Here is a 21064-nt window from a genome sequence, read left to right as displayed (position 1 = left end):
GATTGCCACCCCGGTCAGCCGTTGCGGTAGATCTCGTCGTAGCGGGAGGCCTTCCGGGCGCGGGTCTCGGCGTGCGCGGCCTCGCGGGTCGCGCGGCCGGTGCCGATCGGGTAGCCGTGCTTGTGCAGCCGGTACTCGCAGGTGTGCTCCATGTACGACAGGGAGTACCAGAGCGCGAGGATGACGCCGCCGAGCACCGACATCGCCCGGATCCACAGCGGGCCCGGCATCAGCAGGAACAGCAGGCCGGGGGAGATCTGCACGAGGCTGCGGGACACGTGCCGCAGCACCCAGGTCCGGCTGGTGACGTCGTGCAGGACCCATTCCCGGTGGCGAGCGGGCAGTCGGCCCCCGAAGGCGTACCAGATCCACAGCAGCGGGTTCGGGCGCACGAGGTGGGAGTCAGGGCTTCGGCTCACACCCAACATTTAGCACACTAACTATTAGCGTGTCGTGGAATGTGGGTAAGCTGACCCCGTGCAGACTCCCGACCTGGGCGAGGACCCGCTCGCCCTCGACCGCCAGGTGTGCTTCGCGCTCTCGGTCGCCTCCCGCAACGTCATCTCGTTGTACCGGCCGCTGCTGGCGCCGATGAACCTCACGCACCCGCAGTACCTGGTGATGCTCGCGCTGTGGGAGCGCTCGCCGCGCTCGGTCACCGACCTCTGCGAGGCGCTGCACGCCGATGCGGCCACGCTCTCACCGCTGCTCAAGCGGCTGGAAGCGGTGGGCTACGTGGTGCGCTCCCGCAGCCGCAGCGACGAGCGCAAGCTGGAGGTCGCGCTGACCGAGCAGGGCGCGCAGCTGCGCGCGGAGGCCGAGAAGATCCCGTACCGGATCGTCGAGGCCCTGGGCGTGGAGCTCTCCGACCTCGAAGAGCTCCACGCCGTCCTGAGCAAGGTCATCGGCGCCAGTCGCCGCGCGCTCGACCGCGGATGATCACTTCCGGAACGGGCCGGTGATCTCGTAGGTGTAGCCGTCACCGCTGTCGCCGGCCGGGCCTCGCTGCGAGGAGAAGTACAAGCGGTCACCCGCCGGGTTGAAGGCCACGCCGCACAGCTCGGACTCGTCCTGACCCGTCAGCCGCAGGAACGGGGCCACCACGTCGTCGGGCGTGATGATGCAGATCTCCATGTTGCCGCCGTCCTCGGCGACGTAGAGGTCCCCGGCCTGACCGCTGGTGATGTTGTCGACACCGCTGAGCGGGCCGTTCGGGGTGAGGTCGTCGTCGTAGGCGATGTGGAGGACGTTGGCCGCCGCGTCGTAGGCCCAGACGCGGTTGTCGCCCTTGGTGGTGAAGAAGCAGGTGCCGTTGCGGTAGTGGGCGCCTTCGCCCCCGTCGAAGATCCGCGCGGTGTCGACCTGGTGGCGGGTGCGGATCGTGGCCCCGGTCGGGTCCGGAACGTCGATCCAGGTCAGCGCGCCGTCGGCCTCGGCGAGCACCTGCAGGGTGCCGGCCGACATGTCGCCCCAGATGGTCGGGACGAAGCGGTAGAAGTTGCCGTCTGATTCGTCCTCGGTCAGGTAGACGACCTCGCGGTCCGGGTCGGCGGCCGCGGCCTCGTGCTTGAACCGGCCCATCGCGTCCCTGCGGGTCGCCTCGCCGCCCCACGGGTCGGCTTCGAAGACGTAGCCGCGGTCGGTCTCCTCGCAGGACAGCCAGGTGTTCCACGGGGTCGCGCCGCCGGAGCAGTTCTGCGTGGTGCCGGACAGGATCGGGTAGGCCCCGGTGATGCCGGCCGCCGCGTCGAAGCGCAGGGCGCTGACTCCGCCGGTGCCGAGCGGGAGTTCGGAGTTGGAGACGTAGATCCACCCGTCGCCGTCGGCGAAGCAGGCACCGCCGTCGGGCGCGCCGTGCCAGGTGTGGTCGGTCCCGGTCACGGCGTCGCCGGTGTGCGCCAGGACGCGGCTGGTGAAGTCGGCAGGCAGCTCGAGGCCGTTGGCGTCGGCCGCCTGCAGGGGACCGTACGGGCTGGGCCCGGTCTGGGCGGGGTAGGCGATGGCTTCGCGGGTCACGCTGAAGCCGAAGGCGACAGCGGCACCGCCGGTGACGGCGGCGCGCAGGAAGGTGCGACGTTCCACTGCTTTTCCTCCGGTGCGCGGTGGGAGTGCATGGTGTTCGGGCACCGCGACGTTAGAGCGGCACCGGGGGTCCGATCACCGCGAAAAGGATGAACAGTGCGTGTAGGGCGCGGTAACCGCCGGTTCCGCAGCAGGTCCACAGTGGATCGACCTGCGCGGTGACGTGCCCGAACCCGTGTCGTTTCCGCTACGCGTAGGGAAATACCGCCGGTCGGCGTTCCAGGAAGGCGCCGACTCCCTCGGCGGTCTCGCCGCTGCGCGTCGCGACGTCGTGCCAGCGCGCGGCGCTCTCGGACAGCGAGTCTCCGCGCGAGGCCAGGTCCACCAGCTCCTTGGACGCCCGCACGCTCAGCTGCGACCGGCTCGCGATGGTCCTGGCCAGTTCGTCGGTCCGCGCGGCCGGGTCGGCGACGACCTCGTCGACCAGCCCCATCCCCAGCGCACGTTCGGCGTCGAAGAGGTCCGCCGAGAACAGGAGCAGCTTCGCCGCCGACGGTCCGACCAGCTCCGTCAGCCTCGCGATGCTCGACGGCGGGTACACCACACCGAGCTTGGCCGGGGTGATGCCGAAAACCGCTGAGTCGGCGGTGATCCGCAGATCGCAGGCGGCCGCGAGCTGGCAACCGCCGCCGATGCACAGCCCGTTGATCAGCGCGATCGTCGGCAGCGGGCAGGCCAGCAACGCGCGCTCGGCGGGCTCGGTGGCGCTGCCCTCGGGGCCCTCGATCTCGTGCAGCTCCGAGATGTCGGCTCCCGCGCAGAACGCGTCCCCGGCGCCGGTGAGCACCACGACGCGCACCTCGGGATCGGCGGTGATCTCGGTGAGCAGGTCCGGCAGCCGCCGCCACATCGCGGCGTTCATCGCATTCCGCTTACCGGAATTCTCGATGGTGATCCGGGCCACGTTCTGATCGACTTCCAGCCGCAGCCGCCCGTCGCTCATGCCACCTCCACGCCCTCTCCGCAGCTTGCCCGGCGGATCGTAACCGCTGATCGACAGCGGTGACCCGGGGTGGTGTCCGGGCTAACGGGAGTGCCCTGTTCACCTGATCGGGATCGGCGGGGGTGCGCCGCTAGCCTTGCCGTCGGCCGTGCGAAGAACGCGAACAGCAGTGAGGATCCCTCGGAGATGTTCACGCGGAAGGATGGCGGACAGGATGGATGAGGAGACCCGCAGCCGATTGGCGGAGATCCGCTCGCTGGCCGAGGAGCTGTACCCGGAGACGATCGAAGCCGAGATCGGCCGGGCCCGGGTCGAGGCGTACCAGGCGGGGATCAAGTTCGCCGCGGACTTCATCGAGCACGGCCCCCAGGAGCGCAGCCGGCCCGACACCGACATCCCGATGCCGCGCCGGTGAACCGCGACGTCCTCATCGGACACGGATGGCCGCGGCGAACAGCCCGGAGGTAGAGTCCCGGGCCTGCGGTGCGGGTTCGGGGTGAAGGCGGGGAGCGGCAGATGGTCACGGGCAAGGTCCTCCGGTTCGACGAGGTGCGCGGGTACGGCTTCGTAGCCCCCGACGTCGGCGGGGAGGACGTCTTCATCCACGTGAACGACCTGACCTTCGACAAGCGGTTGGTCGCGCCCGGTGTGGTGGTCGAGTTCGACCTGGAGGACAGCGACCGCGGCCCCAAGGCCTCCCACGTCCAGATCCTGCGGCAGTCGGCTCCGACCGGCGAGCAGCCGGCGGAGGAGGAGCTCTTCGACGTGCTGTCGGCCAAGGAGTTCCACGAGACCGTCACCGAGGCGCTGCTGACCTCGGCTCCGACGATGACGGCGGAGCAGATCCTGCAGGTCCGCCAGAAGCTCACCCAGATCGCCGTCCGCCACGGTTGGGTCGACGCCTGAACCCCTTGCGCGGCAAGCGCGTCCGCAGCTGACGGGCGAGAACCAGCCTCCGGCGAGGGGGAATCGACGCCCGGCCGGACGCTGACTTGAACGAGTCAGCAGGCATTTCCAACAGGCGCTCATGGCCACTTCGGCGCAACCTGGGACGGACCCGTCCTGGTGGAGCCGGAGGTGGTCCGCGGTGCGAGCGGTGCGAGTGCACGAGTACGGGCAGCGGCCTGTCGTCGAATCGGTACCGGACCCCGTGGTCAGCGGCCCGTGGGACGTGCTGGTCGAGATCAACGCCGCCGGCGTCTGCCGGACCGATCTGCACATCGTCGAAGGCCAGTGGAAGGACAAGAGCGGCGTCGAGCTGCCCTACGTCATCGGGCACGAGAACGCCGGAACGGTGCGCGAGGTCGGCTCGGCCGTCAGCAACACCGCACCCGGTGACCGCGTCATCCTGCACCCGCTGGTGACCTGCGGGCTGTGCCGCGCCTGCCGATCCGGCGACGACGTGCACTGCGAGAGCTCCACGTTCCCCGGCATCAACGCCGACGGCGGGATGGCGGAGCTGATGCTGACCAACGCCCGCGCGGTCGTGCGGCTCGACGGGGGACTGGAACCCGCCGACGTCGCCGCGCTCGCCGACGCGGGGCTGACCGCCTACCACGCGGTGCGCAAGGCGGTGCCGCTGTTGCACGCGGGCAGCCACGTGGTGCTCATCGGTGCGGGCGGGCTCGGCCACATCGGGCTCCAATCCCTGCTGGCCATGACGCCTGCGGAGATCACCGTCATCGACCGCTCGCAGGAGGCGCTGGACCTCGCGTCGCGGCTCGGCGCTCACCACGTGCTGCGCGCCGACGGCTCCCAGGTGGCCACGGCGCTGGAGATCACCGGTGGCCGGGGCGCGCACGTGGTGCTCGACTTCGTCGGCGAAGGCGGTACCGAGGCCGAAGGCCTGGCCCTGACCAGGCAAGCGGGCAGCTACTTCGTCATCGGCTACGGCGGACGGGTCGAGATCCCGACGATCGACGTGATCTCCCGCGAGATCAACGTGATCGGCAACCTCGTCGGCTCCTACAACGACCTCGACGAGCTGATGGCGCTGACCGCGCGCGGCGAGGTCTCGCTGCGCACCCGCACGTACTCGCTGGACGAGGCGCTCGACGCGCTCGCCGACCTCGACGCGGGCCGCATTCCGGGCGGCCGGGCGATTCTCGTGCCCTAGGAAAGGAAGCGGACATGTACGTCAAGGACGACGAGCAGTACTTCATCGTGGACGGCCACATCCACTTCTGGGACGGCACGCCGGCCAACCAGGCCAACCGCTACGGAACCGGGTTCCTCAACTGCTTCTACGACTACCACTCCAACCTCAGCCCGGAGGAGGACAAGTGGTCGCTGGAGCACTTCCAGCGGCAGAGCGAGCAGGAGCTGATGCACGACCTGTTCGAGGTCGGCTACGTCGACAAGGCCATCTTCCAGCCGACCTACCTGACCGACTTCTTCGTCAACGGTTTCAACACCACCGAGCGCGATGGCACGCTCGCCGAGAAGTACCCGGATCGCTTCATCGTCAACGGCAGCTGGGACCCGCGCGACGAGGACGAGGGCCTCGTCGCCCTGGAACGGCTGACCGAACGCTGGAACCTGCGCGGGGTGAAGCTCTACACCGCCGAGTGGAAGGGCGCCTCCAAGGGCTGGAAGCTCTCCGACCCGTGGTCCTACCGCTACCTGGACAAGTGCCGGGAACTGGGCATCCGCAACATCCACGTGCACAAGGGCCCGACGATCTACCCGCTCAACCGGGACGCGTTCGACGTCGCCGACGTCGATGACGCGGCCACCGAGTTCCCGGAGCTGAACTTCATCGTCGAGCACTGCGGACTGCCCAGGCTGGAGGACTTCTGCTGGATCGCCACCCAGGAGCCGAACGTCTACGGCGGTCTGGCGGTGGCGATGCCGTTCATCCACTCCCGGCCTCGCTACTTCGCCCAGATCATCGGTGAACTGCTGTACTGGCTGGACGAGAACCGGTTGACCTTCGCCAGCGACTACGCGATCTGGACGCCGAAGTGGCTGATCGAGAAGTTCGTCGACTTCCAGATCCCGGAGGACATGCAGTCCGAGTACGGGGTGCTCACGCCGGACATCAAGCGCAAGGTGCTGGGCCTGAACATGGCCAAGCTCTACGACATCGAGGTCCCGGTGCAGATCCCGTCCGCGCGGGAGGCGGTGGCACGATGACCACGACGTCCACTGTGGATCGGGAGGCCGTGGTCCGGGCGCTGGGCGAGGTGGTCGACCCGGAGCTGGACCGGGCGATCACCGAGCTCGGCTTCGTCGCCCGGTGCGAGGTGAACCGGGGGAGCGTGGAGGTCGACCTGCGGCTGCCCACCTACTTCTGCGCCCCCAACTTCGCGTACCTGATGGTCTCCGACGCCCGCGACGCGCTCGCCGCGCTGCCCGGCGTCGGCACCGTGTCGGTTCGCCTCGTCGACCACTTCGCCGCGGACGAGATCAACGCCGGAGTCGCGGCGGGGGAGGGCTTCGACGCGGCGTTCCCCGGCCTCGCCTCCGGTGAGCTCGACGAGCTGCGCGCGGTGTTCTTCCGCAAGGCGCACGCCGCCGAGCAGGAGCGGCTCGCGAGCGAACTGCTGAAATCCGGTCGCACGCACGATGATCTCACCTCGCTCACCCTCGCCGACGTCCCGGAGGCGTCAGCGCTGCGCCGGCACCGACGACGGCTCCACCTCCGTCACGACGACGAGGCACCGCTGCTCCTCGACGACGCCGGACAGCACCTCCACGAGGACGACCTCCCGACCCGCCTGAGGATCGCCCGCACCACCAGGATCAGCATCGAAGCCAACAAGACCTGGTGCGAAGGCCTCCTAGACACCAGATACCCCCACCCCTAACCCAAGCCACTCCTCGCCGGGCGCCTCCGCCGACGGCGTTCCCGGTTGCGAGGAGCGCACCAAGTCCCAGTTTTAGTCCTAACCGAGCCATGATCATGTCCGGAATGTCCGCTCAGTTTGGACTAAAACTGGGACTTGGCGACCACGCGGAGGGACTGTCGGGGTAACGGTGTTTCCAGCCTGACGCGCCGGGCGTGGGTCCGGCGGGATGGGCACTGTGAGTGATGAGCTCTGACGCTGTGAGCGCAGACCGGAAGAAGATCGGCAAGTCGGATCGGACGTTGTCTCCTGAGCAGGCCGCTGTGGCCGAGATGGTGGCGATGGCCAAGGACAAGGGCCTGGATTTGACCGGTCCGGATGGGCTTTTGAAGCTGTTCACCAAGAATGTGTTGGAAACGGCGTTGAACGAGGAACTGACCGAGCACCTCGGGCATGAGAAAAACCGTGCCGACTCGGGCCGGGATTCAGCGAATGTGCGCAACGGTTCCCGTCCGAAGACCGTGATCTCCGATGCGGCCGGCGCGATCGAGATCACGGTTCCGCGGGATCGTGAAGGAACATTCGAGCCGCGGATCGTACGAAAGCGGCAGCGCCGTCTCGGCAGTGTGGACGAGGTGGTGTTGTCACTGTATGCGAAGGGATTGACCACCGGGGAAATTTCCGCGCATTTCGCGGAAATCTACGGGGCGTCGGTGTCCAAGGACACGATCTCCCGTATCACCGACACGGTCGTACGGGAGATGGAGGATTGGCGCAACCGTCCGCTGGATTCGGTCTACGCCGCGATCTTCATTGACGCTGTCGTGGTCAAGGTCCGGGACGGTCAGGTGGCCAACCAGCCCGTCTACGCGGCGATCGGGGTCACTGTGGACGGCCGCAAGGACGTGCTGGGGCTGTGGATGGGCACCGGCGGCGAGGGCGCGAAGTTCTGGCTGTCGGTCCTGATGGATCTGAAAAATCGCGGCATCACCGATGTCTTCTTCTGCGTCTGTGATGGCTTGAAAGGACTCCCGGATTCCGTCGCCTCGGTGTGGCCGCACACCATCGTCCAGACCTGCATCGTCCATCTGATTCGCAACACTTTCCGGCTCGTTCCCCGGCAGAAATGGGATGAGGTCAAAAAGGACATCAAACCGATTTACACCGCACCGAACCCGGACGCGGCACTGGCCGCTCTTGACGATCTCGATGAGAAATGGGGCAAGCAGTACCGGGCCATGATCCGATTGTGGCGCAACGCCTGGGAAGAATTCACGCCGTTCCTCTCCTACGACGTCGAGATCCGGAAAGTGCTGTGCTCCACCAATGCAATCGAATCCCTCAACGCCCGCTACCGTCGAGCGGTCCGCGCACGAGGACATTTCCCCAACGAACAGGCAGCGCTGAAATGCCTGTATCTTGTAACCCGCAGCCTGGATCCCACCGGAGCCGGCCGCACCCGATGGACGACACGTTGGAAGCCAGTCCTCGACGCCTTCGCCATCACCTTCGGTGACCGCTGGCCGGACGCCGAAACCTACTGATCAACACGCTGGAAACACCGTTCCTGCGAAAGACCCCACGCGGAGACCCGGCCGTCCGGGAATTGCAGAGGAAACGCGCTGGGTATGGGGTATGTGGTGGGAAAATTTTGTAGTGGTGATGGGTTCAGTGGGGAGTGAAATTGAATGTGGGGGATCGGTGGCTCCGGTAGGGGTGGGAGGTGTCAGACCGGGGGTAGGCGTTGGCGGTGGGCGAGGAGGTCGGCGAAGGGGTCGCCTGTGGTGTCGACGCGGTCGAGGACGGTGCGGATGGTCCAGCGGTCCGGGGTGAGGTCGGGATCGTCGAGCTCGTCCCACTCGAGCGGGACCGAGACCGGGGCGCCGGGTCGTGGCCGGGCGCTGTAGGGGGCGACGAGTGTCTTGTTGAGGACGTTCTGGGTGTAGTCGAGCCGCGCGAGGCCGTGCCGTTCGGACTTCGTCCACGCCCAGCTGATCAGCTCGGGGACGGTGTTGCCGACGGCGCGCGACACCTTCTCCACCCACTCGCGGGTCTCGGCGTAGGTGTAGCGCGGCTCGATCGGCACCCAGATCTGGATGCCGCGCTGCCCGGTCACCTTCGGCTTCGCGACGACGCCGAGGTGGTCCATCGCCGCGCGGTGCAGCCGGGCCAGCGTCAGGACTTCGTCGAAGCTCGTCCGCTCGCCGGGATCGATGTCGAACAGGGCCCAGCTCGGATGCTCGACGTCGCTGGTCGGCGAGGTCCACGGGTGCAGCTCCAGCGCGGCGTAGTTGGCCAGCCACGCCAGTGCGGCCGGGCTGTCGGGCACGATGTAGCGCTGCACGTCGTCGGGGTCGGCGCCCGGGTACTCCCAGGTGGTCAGCCAGTCCGGCGCGTGGCTCGGCGACTCCTTGTGCCAGAAGCCCGCGGATTCCACCCCGTTGGGGAACCGATGGCTGTTGAGCGCCCGATCGGCCAGGTACGCCAGCATCACCGGGGCGATGCGCGCGTAGTAGGCGATCAGCTCGCGCTTGGTGATCGGCTCCTCGCCGTCGCGGCCCGGGAACAGGATCTTGTCCAGGTTGGTCAGCGAGATCCGGTGGCCCTGCAGGGTCCAGGTCCCCTTGGACTTCAGGGATGCCAGCTCATCGAGCTCGGCATCGGTGGGCGGGTCCCAGTTCGGGCGGAGCCGGACCTCGGCCTGGTCGGCGGGCAGTTCGCTGTGCCACACGGCGTCCGGTGCGGCGGCGACCTGCTCGTTGGTGCGCCCGCTCTTGACCGATGTCGCATGCTCTTCGGGATCCCAGCCGTCCTGGGCGTGCTCGTCGTGCTTGTGCAGCAGCAGCCACTGCTTCTCGCCCCGGCGGACGAGGACGAACCGGCCGCGCAGCTTCTCGCCGTCGAGGTCGAAGTGCAAGGTGCCCGCTTCGAGCGCGGCGGCCGGATCCTCCTCGCCCGGCGTCCAGGTGCCCCGGTCCCACACGATCACGTCGCCGCCGCCGTACTCGCCGGCCGGGATGATGCCTTCGAAGTCCGCGTACTCCAGCGGGTGGTCCTCGACCTGCACCGCCATCCTGCGCACCGAGGCGTCCAGCGTCGGACCCTTGGGCACCGCCCAGCTCCACAGCGCGCCGTCGAACTCCAGCCGCAGGTCGTAATGCCTGCGCCGGGCGCGGTGGCGCTGCACGACGAACCGGTCGCCGGTTCCGGTGGCTCCGCCGCCCCGGGGCTCGGCGGTGCGCTCGAAGTCGCGCATCCGCCGGTACGTCGCCAACCGGCTCTCGTTCACGAGCTCAGCGTGACACGGGGGGACGCGGACCACATCGCTCACGACGCGGGACTCGGCGCCGTCGATCGGCCGGCGTGACGGGGGAGTGGCCCAGGGGTCGTTTCAGAATGCGGCGGAACCGGTAGTTCCAGGTGCGGGACTCAGCGGCAAGGACCCCTTAAGATTGGTTGAAATCGAAAGGAGTTTGACCATGCCGCAGCCGCAAGGGTCCGAGCTGGAGGCCATCCGGGCTCGTCGCGACGAGCTCCGCGATCAGTACCTGATCGCCGGTGCGGAACGCCCGGCGCCCACCGTCCGGGGCTTCCACCACGTCGCGCTGATCTGCAAGGACGTCGAGGAGACGATCCGCTTCTACCAGGAGCTGCTGGGCTTCCCGCTGGTCGAGCTGGTGGAGAACCGCGACTACGCGGGCTCCAGCCACTTCTTCTTCGACGTCGGCAACCGCAATCTGCTCGGGTTCTTCGACTTCCCGGGTCACGACCACCCGCCGTTCGAGGAGACCATCGGCGCGGTTCAGCACATCGCGCTGTCGACCGATGCGGAGAACTTCGCCGCCGCTCGCACGCGCCTCGACGACGCCGGGGTCGCCTACGTGGGCCCGGACCGCGGGATCGACGACAGCCTCTACATCCGCGACCCGAACGGGATCGGGCTGGAGTTCTACCGCGAGGAGCTCGCGGTGTTCAACGGAACCCCGCTGCTCGACTGACGAACCCACCTCGCCCGGATTTCCGCTGAGCTCACGACCCGGAACGCAGCGGAGATCCCGGTCGCGGCTGCGAGGGGTGGGTGTGTGCGCTGCGTAGACTGCGTCCGTGGAGTTGTTGCGGGGCCCGTTGGGCGTGGGTGGGGATCAGGCGTGGGAGGTCGCGACCGCGCACGCCATGCTGCGGCGGATCAGCGCCGGTGAGACGTCAGCAGTGCTGCGGGTCTACCGGCCCGATGCCCGGGTGGTCGCCTTCGGGCGCAGGGACAGCCTCCTGCCCGGGTTCCCGGAGGCCGTCGCCGTCGCGCGCGAGGCGGGGTTCACGCCTGTGCTGCGCGCGCCGGGCGGGCGGGCCGTCGCCTACACCGAGAACTCGCTGGTCGTCGACCACGCCGGTCCTGATCCGGGCAGGCTCGCGGGGATGGACGAGCGGTTCGTCGGCTACGCCGAGCTGTGGTCCCGCGTGCTGGCCGCACACGGGGTCGACGCCCAGGTCGGGGCTGTCCCCGGGGAGTACTGCCCGGGCGCGCACAGCGTGAACGCCCGGGGCCGGGTGAAGCTCGTCGGCACCGCGCAGCGGATGGTGCGCGGTGCGTGGTTGTTCAGCGCGGTGGCGATCCTCGACGACGCCGACGTGCTGCGTCCGCTGCTCACCGAGATCTACCGCGCCCTGGACCTGCCCTTCGACGACGACTCCGTCGGCTCGATCGCCGACGAGGCACCCGGCGGCTCGCTGGTGGGCTTCGAGGATTCGCTCATCGCCGCGTACGACCGCGAGTTCGGGCTCTCCCCGGCGGCGTTGCCGGAGGAGCTGCTGACGCGGGCCAAGTCGCTGGCCGACGACCACCGCGTCACCGGGTGACGGGCAGCGTCAGCAGCGCGGGACCGTTGGGCGTGCGCAGCTCCAGCGATCGGATCTCGTTGCGGCGCAACGGAGTCGTCACCTTCAGCACCGCGTTGTTGTCGGGCATGGCGAACCACCTCGCCAACGCCTCGGTGGTGCCGTCGCGGCGCACCACGACCAGGACGTAGTCGCCGCCGCGCCCGCCCTCGTACTCGCAGTCCACGTCCACGCGGGTTCCCGAGGGCAGGTCGCTGAGGTTGACGCTGGCCGCGACCGGGTAGGTGCCCAGCGCGGTCATCTCGGTTCCCGGGCCGGTATCGGTGAGCTGGGTCGACAACGCCATCGCCGCGCACGCGGCCAGGGCCACCACGCCTGCGGACGCGGTCGCCGCCACGCGCCGCGTCCTGCTGCTGCGCACTTCGGCGAGCAGCTCGGGCAGCCGGTCGGTGGGTTCGGCGGCGCGGTCGCGCTGGGCGGGGTCCACCTGGGCGAGCAGGCCCGGCAGCCCGGCCACCTGTCCGACGGCGGCGGCGCAGTTCGCGCAGCCGGCGAGGTGCTGCTCGAACGCGGCCCGGTCCTCGGGCGAGAGAGCCCCGAGCACGTAGGCGGCGTCGAAGTGGGTGAAGGGATCCGAGTGCGGGTCTCGTCGCTGGTTCACCGCGTCACGCCCCTCTCCTCCAGCGCCAAGCGCAGTGCGCGCAACGCGTAGTGCGTCCGGGACTTGACCGTCCCTTCCGGGATGCCGAGCCGGCCGGCGGCGTCGGCGACCGACATGCCCTGGTAGAAGCACAGCGCGAGCACTTCGCGATGCCTGGCGCTGAGCTCGGCGAGGGCGTCGGCGACCAGCCAGCCCTGCACGGCGCGTTCGGCGTCGTCGTCGCCGACCGGCTCCGGCGGGGCATCGGTCATGACCTCCACGCGCGAGGTGCCGGTGCGCCACTCGTCTATGGCGATCCGCCGGGCCACGGTCAGCAGCCAGGAGCGCGCGGAGCGCTCGGACTGGTCGAGGACCTTCGGGTGCCGCCAAGCGCGTAACAGGGTCTCCTGCACGACGTCCTCGGCGCGGGCCTGGTCGCCGCTGGTCAGCTGCAGCGCGTACGACCGCAGCGCAGGTGCGTGCTGGTCGTGCAGCACGCGCATCAGCTGCGCTTCGGGGCCGTCGGTCACACCGCGGCCCGGGTTCGGTCGCGGGTGAGCAGCAGCGCGGTGCCGAACACGACGCAGCCGAGTTCGGTGATCAGGCCCCAGACCTCCTCGGAGGTGGCGAACTGCTCCTGAACGCCGAAGAAGCCGACGGTCAGCGACAGCGCGTAGGCGGCGAGGGTGGCCAGGCCGAAGGCGATGGCCGCCAGGACCGGCAGCGGTGAGCGCCAGGCGAGCACGGCGATCGCGATCACGACCCCGGCCACGACGTTGATCAGGAAGGACGGGCCGACGACCGGCATGTCGCCCGCCCAGTCCAGCCAGACCACCCAGTGCACCCACGCTGAGCCCAGCAGGCCCAGCGCCACCAGTGCTCGCAGCATCCACCCGACCATCGCCACGCTCCTGCCGTCCGCCGGAAGTTCCCGTACGGGAGTCAACACGCGGAACCGGCGGGTTCGGTTCAATTTCGAACGGAATTGAACCGATTCGTCCGCGACCTCGTGTTCGAGCGCATGACTGATGACACACGCTCCCGCCGCTCCGTCCTCGCCGTCGGCGGTGCCGTCGCCGGCGCCGCTGCGCTGTCGGCCTGCGGCGGTGCGGACGCCCCGCAGCAGCCGGCCCAGAACCCACCGCCCGCACCGTCCGGGCAGTCGTTGACTCCGCTGGCCTCGATTCCGGTCGGGGGAGCGATCCCGGTGCAGTTCGCCGACGGCAGGCAGGCCATAGTGGCGAGGCCGGAAGACTCCGCCGTGGCGGCCTTCGACGCGGCGTGCACGCACAAGGGCTGCCCGGTCAAGCCCGAGGGTGCCGAGCTGACCTGCCCGTGCCACGGCTCGGTCTTCGACGCCGCGTCGGGCGCGGTGAAGAAGGGGCCGGCGGACCGCCCCCTGGCCGCGATCCCGGTCCGGATCGAGGGCGACCAGGTCGTCACCGCCTGAGCTCAGGGCGAGGCCGGGGCCGTTCCCCGGCCTCGCCGCAGGTGGGTCTACCCCTCGGGGGTATGAGAATTGCGGGTGAGCCTCCCTTGAAGCGGTACCCCTAGGGGGTATAGATTCGTGGTGTCGGCGCCAGGCGTCGGCGTGCACACCCGCGAACCGAGAGGGATGACCCGATGAGTGAGACGACCTACCGCGTGACCGGAATGACCTGCCAGCACTGCGTGGCGTCGGTGACCGAGGAGGTCGGGGCTCTGGACGGTGTGACCGACGTGGCGGTCGACCTGGCCAGCGGCGCGGTCAAGGTCGTCGGGAGCGCGGAGGAGTCCGCCGTGCGCGAGGCCGTCGAAGAGGCCGGTTACGAGCTGGCCTCATGACTCCGGCGGACGGTGGGACGGGGGCAGGCATGACCGCCGTGGAGCACTCCGCGGGTCGGACCGTCGAGCTGTCGATCTCGGGGATGACCTGCGCTTCGTGCGCGAACCGGATCGAGCGCAAGCTCAACAAGCTCGACGGCGTCGCCGCCAGCGTCAACTACGCCACCGAGAAGGCGCAGGTCACGGCCTCCGAGGAGGTCGACCCGCAGCGACTGGTCGAGGTGGTCGAAGCCGCCGGTTACGGCGCTGCGCTGCCCACCGCCGAACCGCAGGAGGAAGAACCGGCGGACGCGCTGCGGCAGCGGCTGCTCGGCTCGCTGGCCCTGTCGGTCCCGGTCGTGCTGCTGGCGATGGTCTCGGCGTGGCAGTTCACCTACTGGCAGTGGATCTCGCTCGTGCTGGCCGCGCCGGTGGTCGTCTGGGGTGGCTGGCCGCTGCACCGGGCCGCGCTGGTGAACCTGCGCCACGGCGCCGCGACCATGGACACCCTGGTGTCGATGGGCACGCTCGCGGCGTTCGCCTGGTCGCTCTACGCGCTGCTGCTGGGCAACGCGGGCATGCCGGGCATGACGCACCCGTTCGCGCTCACCATCGAACGCGGCGACGCCACGAGTTCGATCTACCTGGAGGTCGCCGCCGCGGTCACCACGTTCGTGCTGGCCGGGCGCTACTTCGAGGCCCGGGCCAAGCGCCGCGCCGGTGCGGCCCTGCGCGCCCTGCTGGAGCTCGGGGCCAAGGACGTGGCGGTGGTGCGAGGCGGGGATGAGGTCCGCGTGCCCACCGACCAGCTGCTCGTCGGGGACCGCTTCGTGGTCCGTCCCGGCGAGAAGATCGCCACCGACGGCGTGGTCGAGGAGGGCGGCTCGGCCGTCGACGCCTCGATGCTCACCGGAGAGTCCGTGCCGGTGGAGGTCGGTCCGGGTGACGCGGTCGTGGGCGCCACCGTCAACGCGGGCGGCCGGTTGGTCGTGCGCGCCACCCAGATCGGCTCCGGCACGCAGCTCGCGCAGATGGCGCGGATGGTCGAGGAGGCCCAGACCGGCAAAGCGCAGATCCAGCGCCTCGCCGACCGGGTTTCGGCGGTGTTCGTGCCGATCGTCATCGGCCTGGCCCTGCTGACGCTGGTGGGCTGGCTGGTGGCCGGACAGCCGGCGACCGCCGCGTTCACCGCGGCCGTGGCGGTGCTGATCATCGCCTGCCCATGTGCGATGGGCTTGGCCACGCCGACCGCCCTCCTGGTGGGAACCGGCCGAGGGGCTCAGCTGGGCGTGCTCATCAAGGGCCCCGAGGTCCTGGAATCCACCAGGCGCATCGACACGGTCGTGCTGGACAAGACCGGAACGGTGACCACCGGCCGGATGCAGCTGGTGGACGCGCACACCGACGGAGACACCGCCCGGGACGAGGCGCTGCGCGTCGCGGGCGCCGTGGAGAACGCCTCCGAGCACCCGATCGCCCGCGCCATCACCACCGGCGCGCGCCAGGAGGTCGGCGAGCTCCCCGAGGTCGTGGAGTTCGCGAACCTCGAAGGGCTCGGTGTTCGGGGCGTCGTCGAGGGACGTGCCGTGCTGGCCGGGCGCGCGGCGCTGCTGGAGCAGTGGGGCCTGCGCCTCGACGGTCCGCTCGCCGAGGTCAAGGCGGCTGCGGAGGCCGACGGCAAGACCGCGGTCGTGCTCGCCTGGGACGGCGGGGTGCGCGCGGTGCTGGTCGTGGCGGACACGGTGAAACCGACCTCCCAGCAAGCGATCTCGCAGCTGCGCGAGCTCGGCCTGACCCCGGTTCTGCTCACCGGTGACAACTCCGCCGCAGCCGGTGCGGTGGCTGCGCAGGTCGGCATCTCCGAGGTCGTCGCCGAGGTCATGCCCGCCGACAAGGTCGAGGTCGTCCAGCGGCTGCAGGCCGAGGGCAAGGCGGTGGCGATGGTCGGCGACGGTGTCAACGACGCCGCGGCCCTGGCGCAGGCCGACCTCGGCCTGTCGATGGGAACCGGAACCGACATCGCCATCGAGGCGGGCGATCTGACCCTGGTGCGCGGTGACCTGCGCGCCGCGGTCGACGCGATCCGGCTGTCGCGCCGGACGCTGAAGACCATCAGGGGCAACATGTTCTGGGCGCTGGCCTACAACGTCGCGGCGCTGCCGCTGGCGGCGGCCGGACTGCTCAACCCGATGATCGCCGGTGCCGCCATGGCCTTCAGCTCGTTGTTCGTGGTCGGCAACAGCCTCCGCCTGCGCCGGTTCCGCACCTCGGCGCGGTAGCCGGAGGATCCCCCCGAACGCCCGCCCGGTCCCAGGCCGGGCGGGCGTTCGCGCGCTGCCGGGCTTGACCCGGTGAGGTGCAATGAGGGCATGGCGGAATTCAGCTCAACGACCTTGAAACCGGGGCAGATCGAGTCCAACGACCAGGGCGAGCGCATCGGCCGGTCGGCCGGTGGGCGGTTGGTGCAGCTGCGCCGCAGGGTCGCCGACCGCGGCTTCGTGGTGATCGTCGACGCCGAACCGCGCTCGGAGGTTCCGGCGGAGGTGCTGACCCTGGAGTGGTCTGCGGCCAACGCCGCGTTCGACAGGTTGATGCACGAGTACTGAGCGCGGCGCGCTCCTGGTGGTCGCGGTGCCGGTGCCCGGACGCTGCGGTTTCGGGCTCACGAGCCTCGGGTAAGGCGGGACAGTCCCGACACACGCGAGGAGGACCGGATCATGCCCACTGCCAGCGACATCATGCACCCCGGTGCGCAGTGCATCGGCGAGGACGAGAGCCTGTTCCAGGCCGCGCAGATGATGCGCGATCTCGACGTCGGTTCGCTGCCGATCTGCGGTCAGGACGACCGCCTGCACGGCATCCTCACCGACCGCGACATCGTGCTGCGCTGCTGTGCGCAGGGACGCGACCCGGCGCAGGTCAGAGCGGGCGAGATGGCCCAAGGCGCGCCACACTGGGTCGACGCGCGGTCCGACGTCGACCGGGTGCTGACGATGATGGAGGAGCACAGGATCCGCCGGATGCCGGTCATCGCCGACCACCGCTTGGTGGGCATGATCAGCGAGGCGGACCTGGCCCAGCACCTCGGCGACGACCAGCTCGCGCACTTCGTGGAGACCATCTGCGCCGGGAAGTGAGATGACGACACGGGTGTTCGTGGTCGACGACCACGACGTGATCAGGCGTGGCATCGCCGCGCTGGTCGGTGCCGAGGAAGACCTGGAACTGGTCGGCGAGGCGGCCAGCGTCGCCGAGGCGCTGGCCTGGGTGCCGAAGAAGAACCCGCAGGTGGCGGTGCTCGACGTCCGGTTGCCCGACGGCAACGGCGTCGAGCTCTGCCGCGAACTCCGGTCGCAGCTGCCCGCGCTGCGTTGCCTGATGCTGACCTCGTTCGACGACCACGAAGCCCTGATGGACGCGATCATGGCCGGGGCCAGCGGTTTCGTGCTCAAGGGCGTGGTCAGCCAGGAGCTGGTCAGCGCGCTGCGCACGGTCGGCGCGGGCAAGTCGCTGCTGAGCCCGCAGCGGACCGAGGCGATGCTCAACTGGCTGCGCAAGGAGCAGGAGAAGGCCGATCCGCTGCGCGAGCTGACCGCGCGGGAGCGCCAGGTGCTGGAGCTCATCGGTGAGGGGATGACCAACCGCGAGATCGCAGAGCGGATGGTCCTGGCGGAGAAGACCATCAAGAACTACGTGTCGCAGATGCTGGCCAAGCTCGCGATGCGGCACCGCAGCGAGGCTGCGGTCCTGGCGACGGAGCTGCGGCTGGACCGCGATTCCCGCAACAAGCACTGAGCGTGGGAGCTCCTCGGGGGAGGCCGTGAGATGTCACAACCGCCGGACCGCGACGACGCCGAGCAGGTGCTCGCGAGGTTGCTGCCCGCGCTTCGCGAGCTGCGCGACGGCAACTTCCGGCGCCGCCTGGTGGTCAGCGGTGACGGTCCCGCCGCGGAGGCCGCGGCGATCTACAACGAGGTCGCCGAGCGCAACCAGCGGCTGGCAGGCGAGTTGCAGCGGGTGGGGGAGTCGGTGGCGCGCGGTCAGCTGCCGGTCGCCCCGGTGTCGCTGGACGGGGACGTCGAGGGCGGGTGGGCGCTGGCGGCGGACTCGGTGAACTTCATGGCCGACAACCTCACCAGTCAGGTCCGCGACATCGCGCAGGTCGCCACCGCGGTGGCCGCGGGCGATCTGACGCAGAAGATCGACGTGGACGCCCAGGGCGAGATCCTGCAGCTGAAGAACACGATCAACACGATGGTCGATCAGCTCTCGGCGTTCGCGGCGGAGGTCACGCGGGTGGCGCGGGAGGTCGGCACCGAGGGCAAGCTCGGCGGTCAGGCGCGGGTCTACGGGGTGGCGGGGATCTGGAAGGACCTCACCGACAACGTCAACATCATGGCCGACAACCTGACCAACCAGGTCCGCAGCATCGCCCAGGTCACCACCTCGGTGGCGCAGGGCGACCTGTCGAAGAAGATCGACGTCAACGCCCGCGGGGAGATCCTGGAGCTCAAGACGACCATCAACACGATGGTCGATCAGCTCTCGGCGTTCGCGGCGGAGGTCACGCGGGTGGCGCGGGAGGTCGGCACCGAGGGCCAGCTCGGCGGTCAGGCGGAGGTCGCCGACGTCTCCGGGACCTGGCGGCGGCTGACCGAGAGCGTCAACCGGCTCGCGGGGAACCTGACCGCCCAGGTCCGCGCCATCGCCCAGGTCGCCACGGCGGTCACCGAAGGGGATCTGACCAGGCAGATCACCGTGGACGCCTCGGGCGAGGTGGCCGAGCTCAAGGACAACATCAACGCGATGATCAGCAACCTCAAGGAGACGACCCGCGCCAACCAGGAGCAGGACTGGCTCAAGACGAACCTGGCCCGGATCTCGGCGCTGATGCAGGGTCAGCACGACCTGGACGCGCTCGCGCAGCTGATCATGTCGGAGCTCGCGCCGCTGGTGTCGGCCCTGCAGGGCGCGTTCTTCCTGACCCGCACCACCGAGGACGGTCACCGCTACCTGGAGCACGCCGCGGGCTACGGACGCCCGCCCGCGCGCCACGGTCCGCCGCTGCGGTTCGACTTCGGCGAATCCCTGGTCGGGCAGGCGGCCGTCGACCGCAAGTCGATCCTGGTGGAGAACGCGCCACCGGACTACATCCGGGTCACCTCCGGGCTCGGGCAGTCCTCGCCGACCAGCGTGGCGATCGTGCCGGTGCTGTTCGAAGGCGCGGTCCTCGGCGTCATCGAGCTCGCCGGGATCCACGGCTTCAGCTCCGTGCACCTGGACCTGCTGGAACGGCTCAAGGAGTCGATCGGCGTCGAGGTCAACACCATCGTGGTCAACACGCGCACCGAGGCGCTGCTCGGCGAATCCCAGCACCTGGCCAGCGAGCTGCAGGCACGCTCCGAACAGCTCCAGCACCAGCAGGACGAGCTGCAGCGCTCCAACATCGAGCTGGAGGACAAGGCGGCGCTGCTGGCCAGCCGGAACAAGGACATCGAGCTCAAGAACATCGAGATCGAGCAGGCCAGGCAGGAGCTGGAGGAACGGGCGCGGCAGCTGTCCCAGGCGTCGGCCTACAAGTCGGAGTTCCTGGCCAACATGTCCCACGAGCTGCGCACACCGCTCAACAGCGTGCTGATCCTGGCCAAGCTGCTGGCCGACAACATGGACGGCAACCTCACGCCGCAGCAGGTGGACCTGGCCAGGACCGTGCACCAGGCCGGATCGGACCTGCTGCAGCTGATCAACGACGTGCTCGACCTGTCCAAGGTCGAGGCGGGCCAGATGCACCTGCTGCCCGAGGACGTCGAGATCGGGGAGCTGGCGCGCAGCGTGGAGTCGATGTATCAGCCGGTGGCCGCCGACAAGGGCCTGGACTTCAACGTCGTCGTCGCGCCGTCGCTGCCGCCGAGCCTGCACACCGACCGCAGCCGGCTGGAGCAGATCGTGCGGAACCTGCTGTCCAACGCGGTGAAGTTCACCGACCGCGGCAGCGTCGAACTGCGGATCCGCCCCGCTCAGCCCACCGAGGTCAACCTCGGGACCCTCCGACGGGCGCGGCAGCGCATCGTGTTCTCCGTGCGCGACACCGGCATCGGCATCCCCACCGACAAGCTCTCGCTCGTGTTCGAAGCGTTCCAGCAGGTCGACGGGACCACGGTGCGCAAGTACGGCGGTACCGGACTGGGGCTGTCGATCAGCCGGGAGCTGACCACGCTGCTGGGCGGGGAGCTCCAGGTCCGCAGCGAACCGGGGCAGGGCACCACCTTCAGCCTCTACCTCTCCGCGGAACCGGCGATGGAACCACCGGCTCGGCCAGAGCTGCCGGAAGTCCCGGAAGCTTCGGACGCGCCGGAAGCGCCGACCGAGGACACCGAGGAGACGACCGCGGTCGACACACCGCCGCTGCCGCGCACGCCGTCCGAGGCCGAGAACAGCTGGGATGTCTCCGCCGAGGGCATCGAGCCGCCGCTGCGCTCCACCGAGCTGATCAACCAGGACACCCAGCCGCACGTGCACCGCGCCGCGGAACCCGCCCAGCGCGGTGCGCTGCAGTTCAATTCGGAGAAGGTGCTGGTCGTCGACGACGACGAGCGCAGCGTGCACGCCATGCGGGTGCTGCTGGAGCAGCACGGGCTGCAAGTCGTCAACGCCGACAACGCGCTGGGCGCGCTGAGCGAACTGCGCAGGCACAACGACCTCGTCATCGTCCTGATGGACGTGATGATGCCGCAGCTGGACGGCAACGAGGCGATCCGCATGATCCGCGAGATGCCCCGCTACCGGGATCTGACGATCATCGCGGTGACGGCCAAGGCGATGAAGGGCGACCGGGAGCAGAGCATCGCCGCGGGCGCCACCGAGTACCTGACCAAACCGGTGGACGCCGACCGCCTGCTCGACCTGCTCTCAGAACACCTGCCAGCGGGGATGGCCGCCGAGGCCGAATGACGGCGCACCGCCTGACTTCGC

At 69.5% G+C, this 21064-nt stretch carries 22 protein-coding genes and 1 pseudogene; 16 read left to right on the top strand and 7 right to left on the bottom strand.

The window, feature by feature from the left end; all coding sequences use genetic code 11:
• Positions 1-14 precede the first annotated feature (14 nt).
• On the bottom strand, positions 15-419 hold the full coding sequence (locus FHU35_RS14255) for a DUF5313 family protein (RefSeq protein WP_246110292.1): 405 nt from the start codon (positions 417-419) through the stop codon (positions 15-17).
• A 58-nt stretch (positions 420-477) separates the two neighbouring features.
• Between FHU35_RS14255 and FHU35_RS14250 the strand changes: the two genes are divergently transcribed.
• Positions 478-939 (top strand): MarR family winged helix-turn-helix transcriptional regulator, encoded by a 462-nt coding sequence (locus tag FHU35_RS14250; RefSeq protein ID WP_145739464.1) that lies wholly within the window; start codon positions 478-480, stop codon positions 937-939.
• Here the strand turns inward: FHU35_RS14250 and FHU35_RS14245 are convergent, their stop codons facing one another.
• Both FHU35_RS14245 and FHU35_RS14240 read right to left on the bottom strand, forming a co-directional pair.
• On the bottom strand, positions 940-2082 hold the full coding sequence (locus FHU35_RS14245; protein WP_145739462.1) for an alkaline phosphatase PhoX: 1143 nt from the start codon (positions 2080-2082) through the stop codon (positions 940-942).
• A 187-nt stretch (positions 2083-2269) separates the two neighbouring features.
• Positions 2270-3025, bottom strand: coding sequence for an enoyl-CoA hydratase/isomerase family protein (locus tag FHU35_RS14240; RefSeq protein WP_145739459.1), 756 nt, complete (start codon positions 3023-3025; stop codon positions 2270-2272).
• Between the two features lie 214 nt (positions 3026-3239).
• Between FHU35_RS14240 and FHU35_RS14235 the strand changes: the two genes are divergently transcribed.
• The 6 genes from FHU35_RS14235 to FHU35_RS14210 all read left to right on the top strand — a co-directional run bounded on the left by FHU35_RS14235 (position 3240) and on the right by FHU35_RS14210 (position 8357).
• Positions 3240-3440: a hypothetical protein gene (locus FHU35_RS14235; protein WP_145739457.1), complete on the top strand. Its 201-nt coding sequence runs from the start codon at positions 3240-3242 to the stop codon at positions 3438-3440.
• 101 nt (positions 3441-3541) lie between these two features.
• Positions 3542-3931, top strand: a complete 390-nt coding sequence (locus FHU35_RS14230) for a cold-shock protein (RefSeq protein ID WP_145739455.1) — start codon at positions 3542-3544, stop codon at positions 3929-3931.
• Positions 3932-4112: 181 nt separating this feature from the next.
• A complete protein-coding gene (locus FHU35_RS14225) occupies positions 4113-5141 on the top strand; it encodes an NAD(P)-dependent alcohol dehydrogenase (protein WP_145739452.1) in 1029 nt (342 codons plus the stop codon).
• Between the two features lie 14 nt (positions 5142-5155).
• A complete protein-coding gene (locus tag FHU35_RS14220) occupies positions 5156-6160 on the top strand; it encodes an amidohydrolase family protein (RefSeq protein ID WP_145739450.1) in 1005 nt (334 codons plus the stop codon).
• Entirely contained in the window at positions 6157-6834 is a 678-nt protein-coding gene (locus tag FHU35_RS14215) for an iron-sulfur cluster assembly protein (RefSeq protein WP_145739448.1), read from the top strand. Before FHU35_RS14220 ends, FHU35_RS14215 begins: the two co-directional genes overlap by 4 nt.
• Before the next feature lie 311 nt (positions 6835-7145).
• Positions 7146-8357, top strand: coding sequence for an IS256 family transposase (locus tag FHU35_RS14210; protein ID WP_246110309.1), 1212 nt, complete (start codon positions 7146-7148; stop codon positions 8355-8357).
• A gap of 182 nt (positions 8358-8539) precedes the next feature.
• Here the strand turns inward: FHU35_RS14210 and ligD are convergent, their stop codons facing one another.
• The gene (gene ligD, locus FHU35_RS14205) at positions 8540-10102 is read right to left on the bottom strand and encodes a non-homologous end-joining DNA ligase (protein ID WP_145739445.1); all 1563 of its coding nucleotides are present in this window, start codon (positions 10100-10102) and stop codon (positions 8540-8542) included.
• Between the two features lie 190 nt (positions 10103-10292).
• On the opposite strand from ligD, the gene FHU35_RS14200 reads away from it, so the two are divergent.
• Both FHU35_RS14200 and FHU35_RS14195 read left to right on the top strand, forming a co-directional pair.
• Positions 10293-10811 carry a VOC family protein gene (locus FHU35_RS14200; protein ID WP_145739443.1) on the top strand — a complete coding sequence of 173 codons (519 nt, stop codon included), beginning with the start codon at positions 10293-10295 and terminating at the stop codon, positions 10809-10811.
• A 106-nt stretch (positions 10812-10917) separates the two neighbouring features.
• Positions 10918-11670: a lipoate--protein ligase family protein gene (locus tag FHU35_RS14195; RefSeq protein WP_145739441.1), complete on the top strand. Its 753-nt coding sequence runs from the start codon at positions 10918-10920 to the stop codon at positions 11668-11670.
• On the opposite strand, the gene FHU35_RS14190 is transcribed toward FHU35_RS14195, so the two are convergent.
• Genes FHU35_RS14190 through FHU35_RS14180 form a run of 3 tightly spaced genes read right to left on the bottom strand, consistent with a single transcriptional unit; the run spans position 11660 to position 13190 of the window.
• Entirely contained in the window at positions 11660-12310 is a 651-nt protein-coding gene (locus FHU35_RS14190; RefSeq protein WP_145739439.1) for an anti-sigma factor family protein, read from the bottom strand. The genes FHU35_RS14195 and FHU35_RS14190 overlap by 11 nt on opposite strands.
• A complete protein-coding gene (locus FHU35_RS14185) occupies positions 12307-12792 on the bottom strand; it encodes a sigma-70 family RNA polymerase sigma factor (RefSeq protein ID WP_246110323.1) in 486 nt (161 codons plus the stop codon). The genes FHU35_RS14190 and FHU35_RS14185 overlap by 4 nt, the downstream gene beginning before the upstream one ends.
• Positions 12793-12815: 23 nt before the next feature.
• Positions 12816-13190, bottom strand: coding sequence for a hypothetical protein (locus tag FHU35_RS14180; protein ID WP_145739435.1), 375 nt, complete (start codon positions 13188-13190; stop codon positions 12816-12818).
• A gap of 120 nt (positions 13191-13310) precedes the next feature.
• Here FHU35_RS14180 and FHU35_RS14175 point away from each other — a divergent pair, with 120 nt between their 5' ends.
• The 7 genes and pseudogenes from FHU35_RS14175 to FHU35_RS14145 form a co-directional block, all read left to right on the top strand.
• Entirely contained in the window at positions 13311-13739 is a 429-nt protein-coding gene (locus FHU35_RS14175; protein WP_145739433.1) for a Rieske (2Fe-2S) protein, read from the top strand.
• 173 nt (positions 13740-13912) lie between these two features.
• Complete coding sequence (locus FHU35_RS14170) at positions 13913-14113, top strand: heavy-metal-associated domain-containing protein (protein ID WP_145739431.1); 201 nt, start codon at positions 13913-13915, stop codon at positions 14111-14113.
• A gap of 29 nt (positions 14114-14142) precedes the next feature.
• Positions 14143-16371, top strand: coding sequence for a heavy metal translocating P-type ATPase (locus tag FHU35_RS14165; protein WP_145739429.1), 2229 nt, complete (start codon positions 14143-14145; stop codon positions 16369-16371).
• Between the two features lie 90 nt (positions 16372-16461).
• Positions 16462-16698, top strand: coding sequence for a hypothetical protein (locus tag FHU35_RS14160; RefSeq protein ID WP_246110291.1), 237 nt, complete (start codon positions 16462-16464; stop codon positions 16696-16698).
• 111 nt (positions 16699-16809) lie between these two features.
• Complete coding sequence (locus FHU35_RS14155; protein ID WP_145739425.1) at positions 16810-17229, top strand: CBS domain-containing protein; 420 nt, start codon at positions 16810-16812, stop codon at positions 17227-17229.
• Position 17230: 1 nt separating this feature from the next.
• A complete protein-coding gene (locus tag FHU35_RS14150) occupies positions 17231-17887 on the top strand; it encodes a response regulator (protein ID WP_145739422.1) in 657 nt (218 codons plus the stop codon).
• A 108-nt stretch (positions 17888-17995) separates the two neighbouring features.
• Positions 17996-21043: pseudogene (locus tag FHU35_RS14145) on the top strand (HAMP domain-containing protein); the annotation flags it as partial.
• Between the last annotated feature and the right edge of the window lie 21 nt (positions 21044-21064).

The sequence above is a fragment of the Saccharopolyspora dendranthemae genome, from assembly GCF_007829955.1.
Taxonomy (GTDB): domain Bacteria; phylum Actinomycetota; class Actinomycetes; order Mycobacteriales; family Pseudonocardiaceae; genus Saccharopolyspora; species Saccharopolyspora dendranthemae.
The sequence above is the reverse complement of the archived record's forward strand: the minus strand, read 5'-3'. Positions and strand labels throughout refer to the sequence as shown.

Coding starts and splice junctions, on each gene's coding strand:
- FHU35_RS14165 (WP_145739429.1), top strand. CDS start 14,143: ATGACCGCCGTGGAGCACTCCGCGGGTCGGACCGTCGAGCTGTCGATC.
- FHU35_RS14240 (WP_145739459.1), bottom strand. CDS start 3,025: ATGAGCGACGGGCGGCTGCGGCTGGAAGTCGATCAGAACGTGGCCCGG.
- FHU35_RS14150 (WP_145739422.1), top strand. CDS start 17,231: ATGACGACACGGGTGTTCGTGGTCGACGACCACGACGTGATCAGGCGT.
- FHU35_RS14185 (WP_246110323.1), bottom strand. CDS start 12,792: ATGCGCGTGCTGCACGACCAGCACGCACCTGCGCTGCGGTCGTACGCG.
- FHU35_RS14220 (WP_145739450.1), top strand. CDS start 5,156: ATGTACGTCAAGGACGACGAGCAGTACTTCATCGTGGACGGCCACATC.
- FHU35_RS14210 (WP_246110309.1), top strand. CDS start 7,146: ATGGTGGCGATGGCCAAGGACAAGGGCCTGGATTTGACCGGTCCGGAT.
- FHU35_RS14160 (WP_246110291.1), top strand. CDS start 16,462: ATGGCGGAATTCAGCTCAACGACCTTGAAACCGGGGCAGATCGAGTCC.
- FHU35_RS14215 (WP_145739448.1), top strand. CDS start 6,157: ATGACCACGACGTCCACTGTGGATCGGGAGGCCGTGGTCCGGGCGCTG.
- FHU35_RS14200 (WP_145739443.1), top strand. CDS start 10,293: ATGCCGCAGCCGCAAGGGTCCGAGCTGGAGGCCATCCGGGCTCGTCGC.
- FHU35_RS14175 (WP_145739433.1), top strand. CDS start 13,311: ATGACTGATGACACACGCTCCCGCCGCTCCGTCCTCGCCGTCGGCGGT.
- FHU35_RS14180 (WP_145739435.1), bottom strand. CDS start 13,190: ATGGTCGGGTGGATGCTGCGAGCACTGGTGGCGCTGGGCCTGCTGGGC.
- FHU35_RS14230 (WP_145739455.1), top strand. CDS start 3,542: ATGGTCACGGGCAAGGTCCTCCGGTTCGACGAGGTGCGCGGGTACGGC.
- FHU35_RS14155 (WP_145739425.1), top strand. CDS start 16,810: ATGCCCACTGCCAGCGACATCATGCACCCCGGTGCGCAGTGCATCGGC.
- FHU35_RS14235 (WP_145739457.1), top strand. CDS start 3,240: ATGGATGAGGAGACCCGCAGCCGATTGGCGGAGATCCGCTCGCTGGCC.
- FHU35_RS14170 (WP_145739431.1), top strand. CDS start 13,913: ATGAGTGAGACGACCTACCGCGTGACCGGAATGACCTGCCAGCACTGC.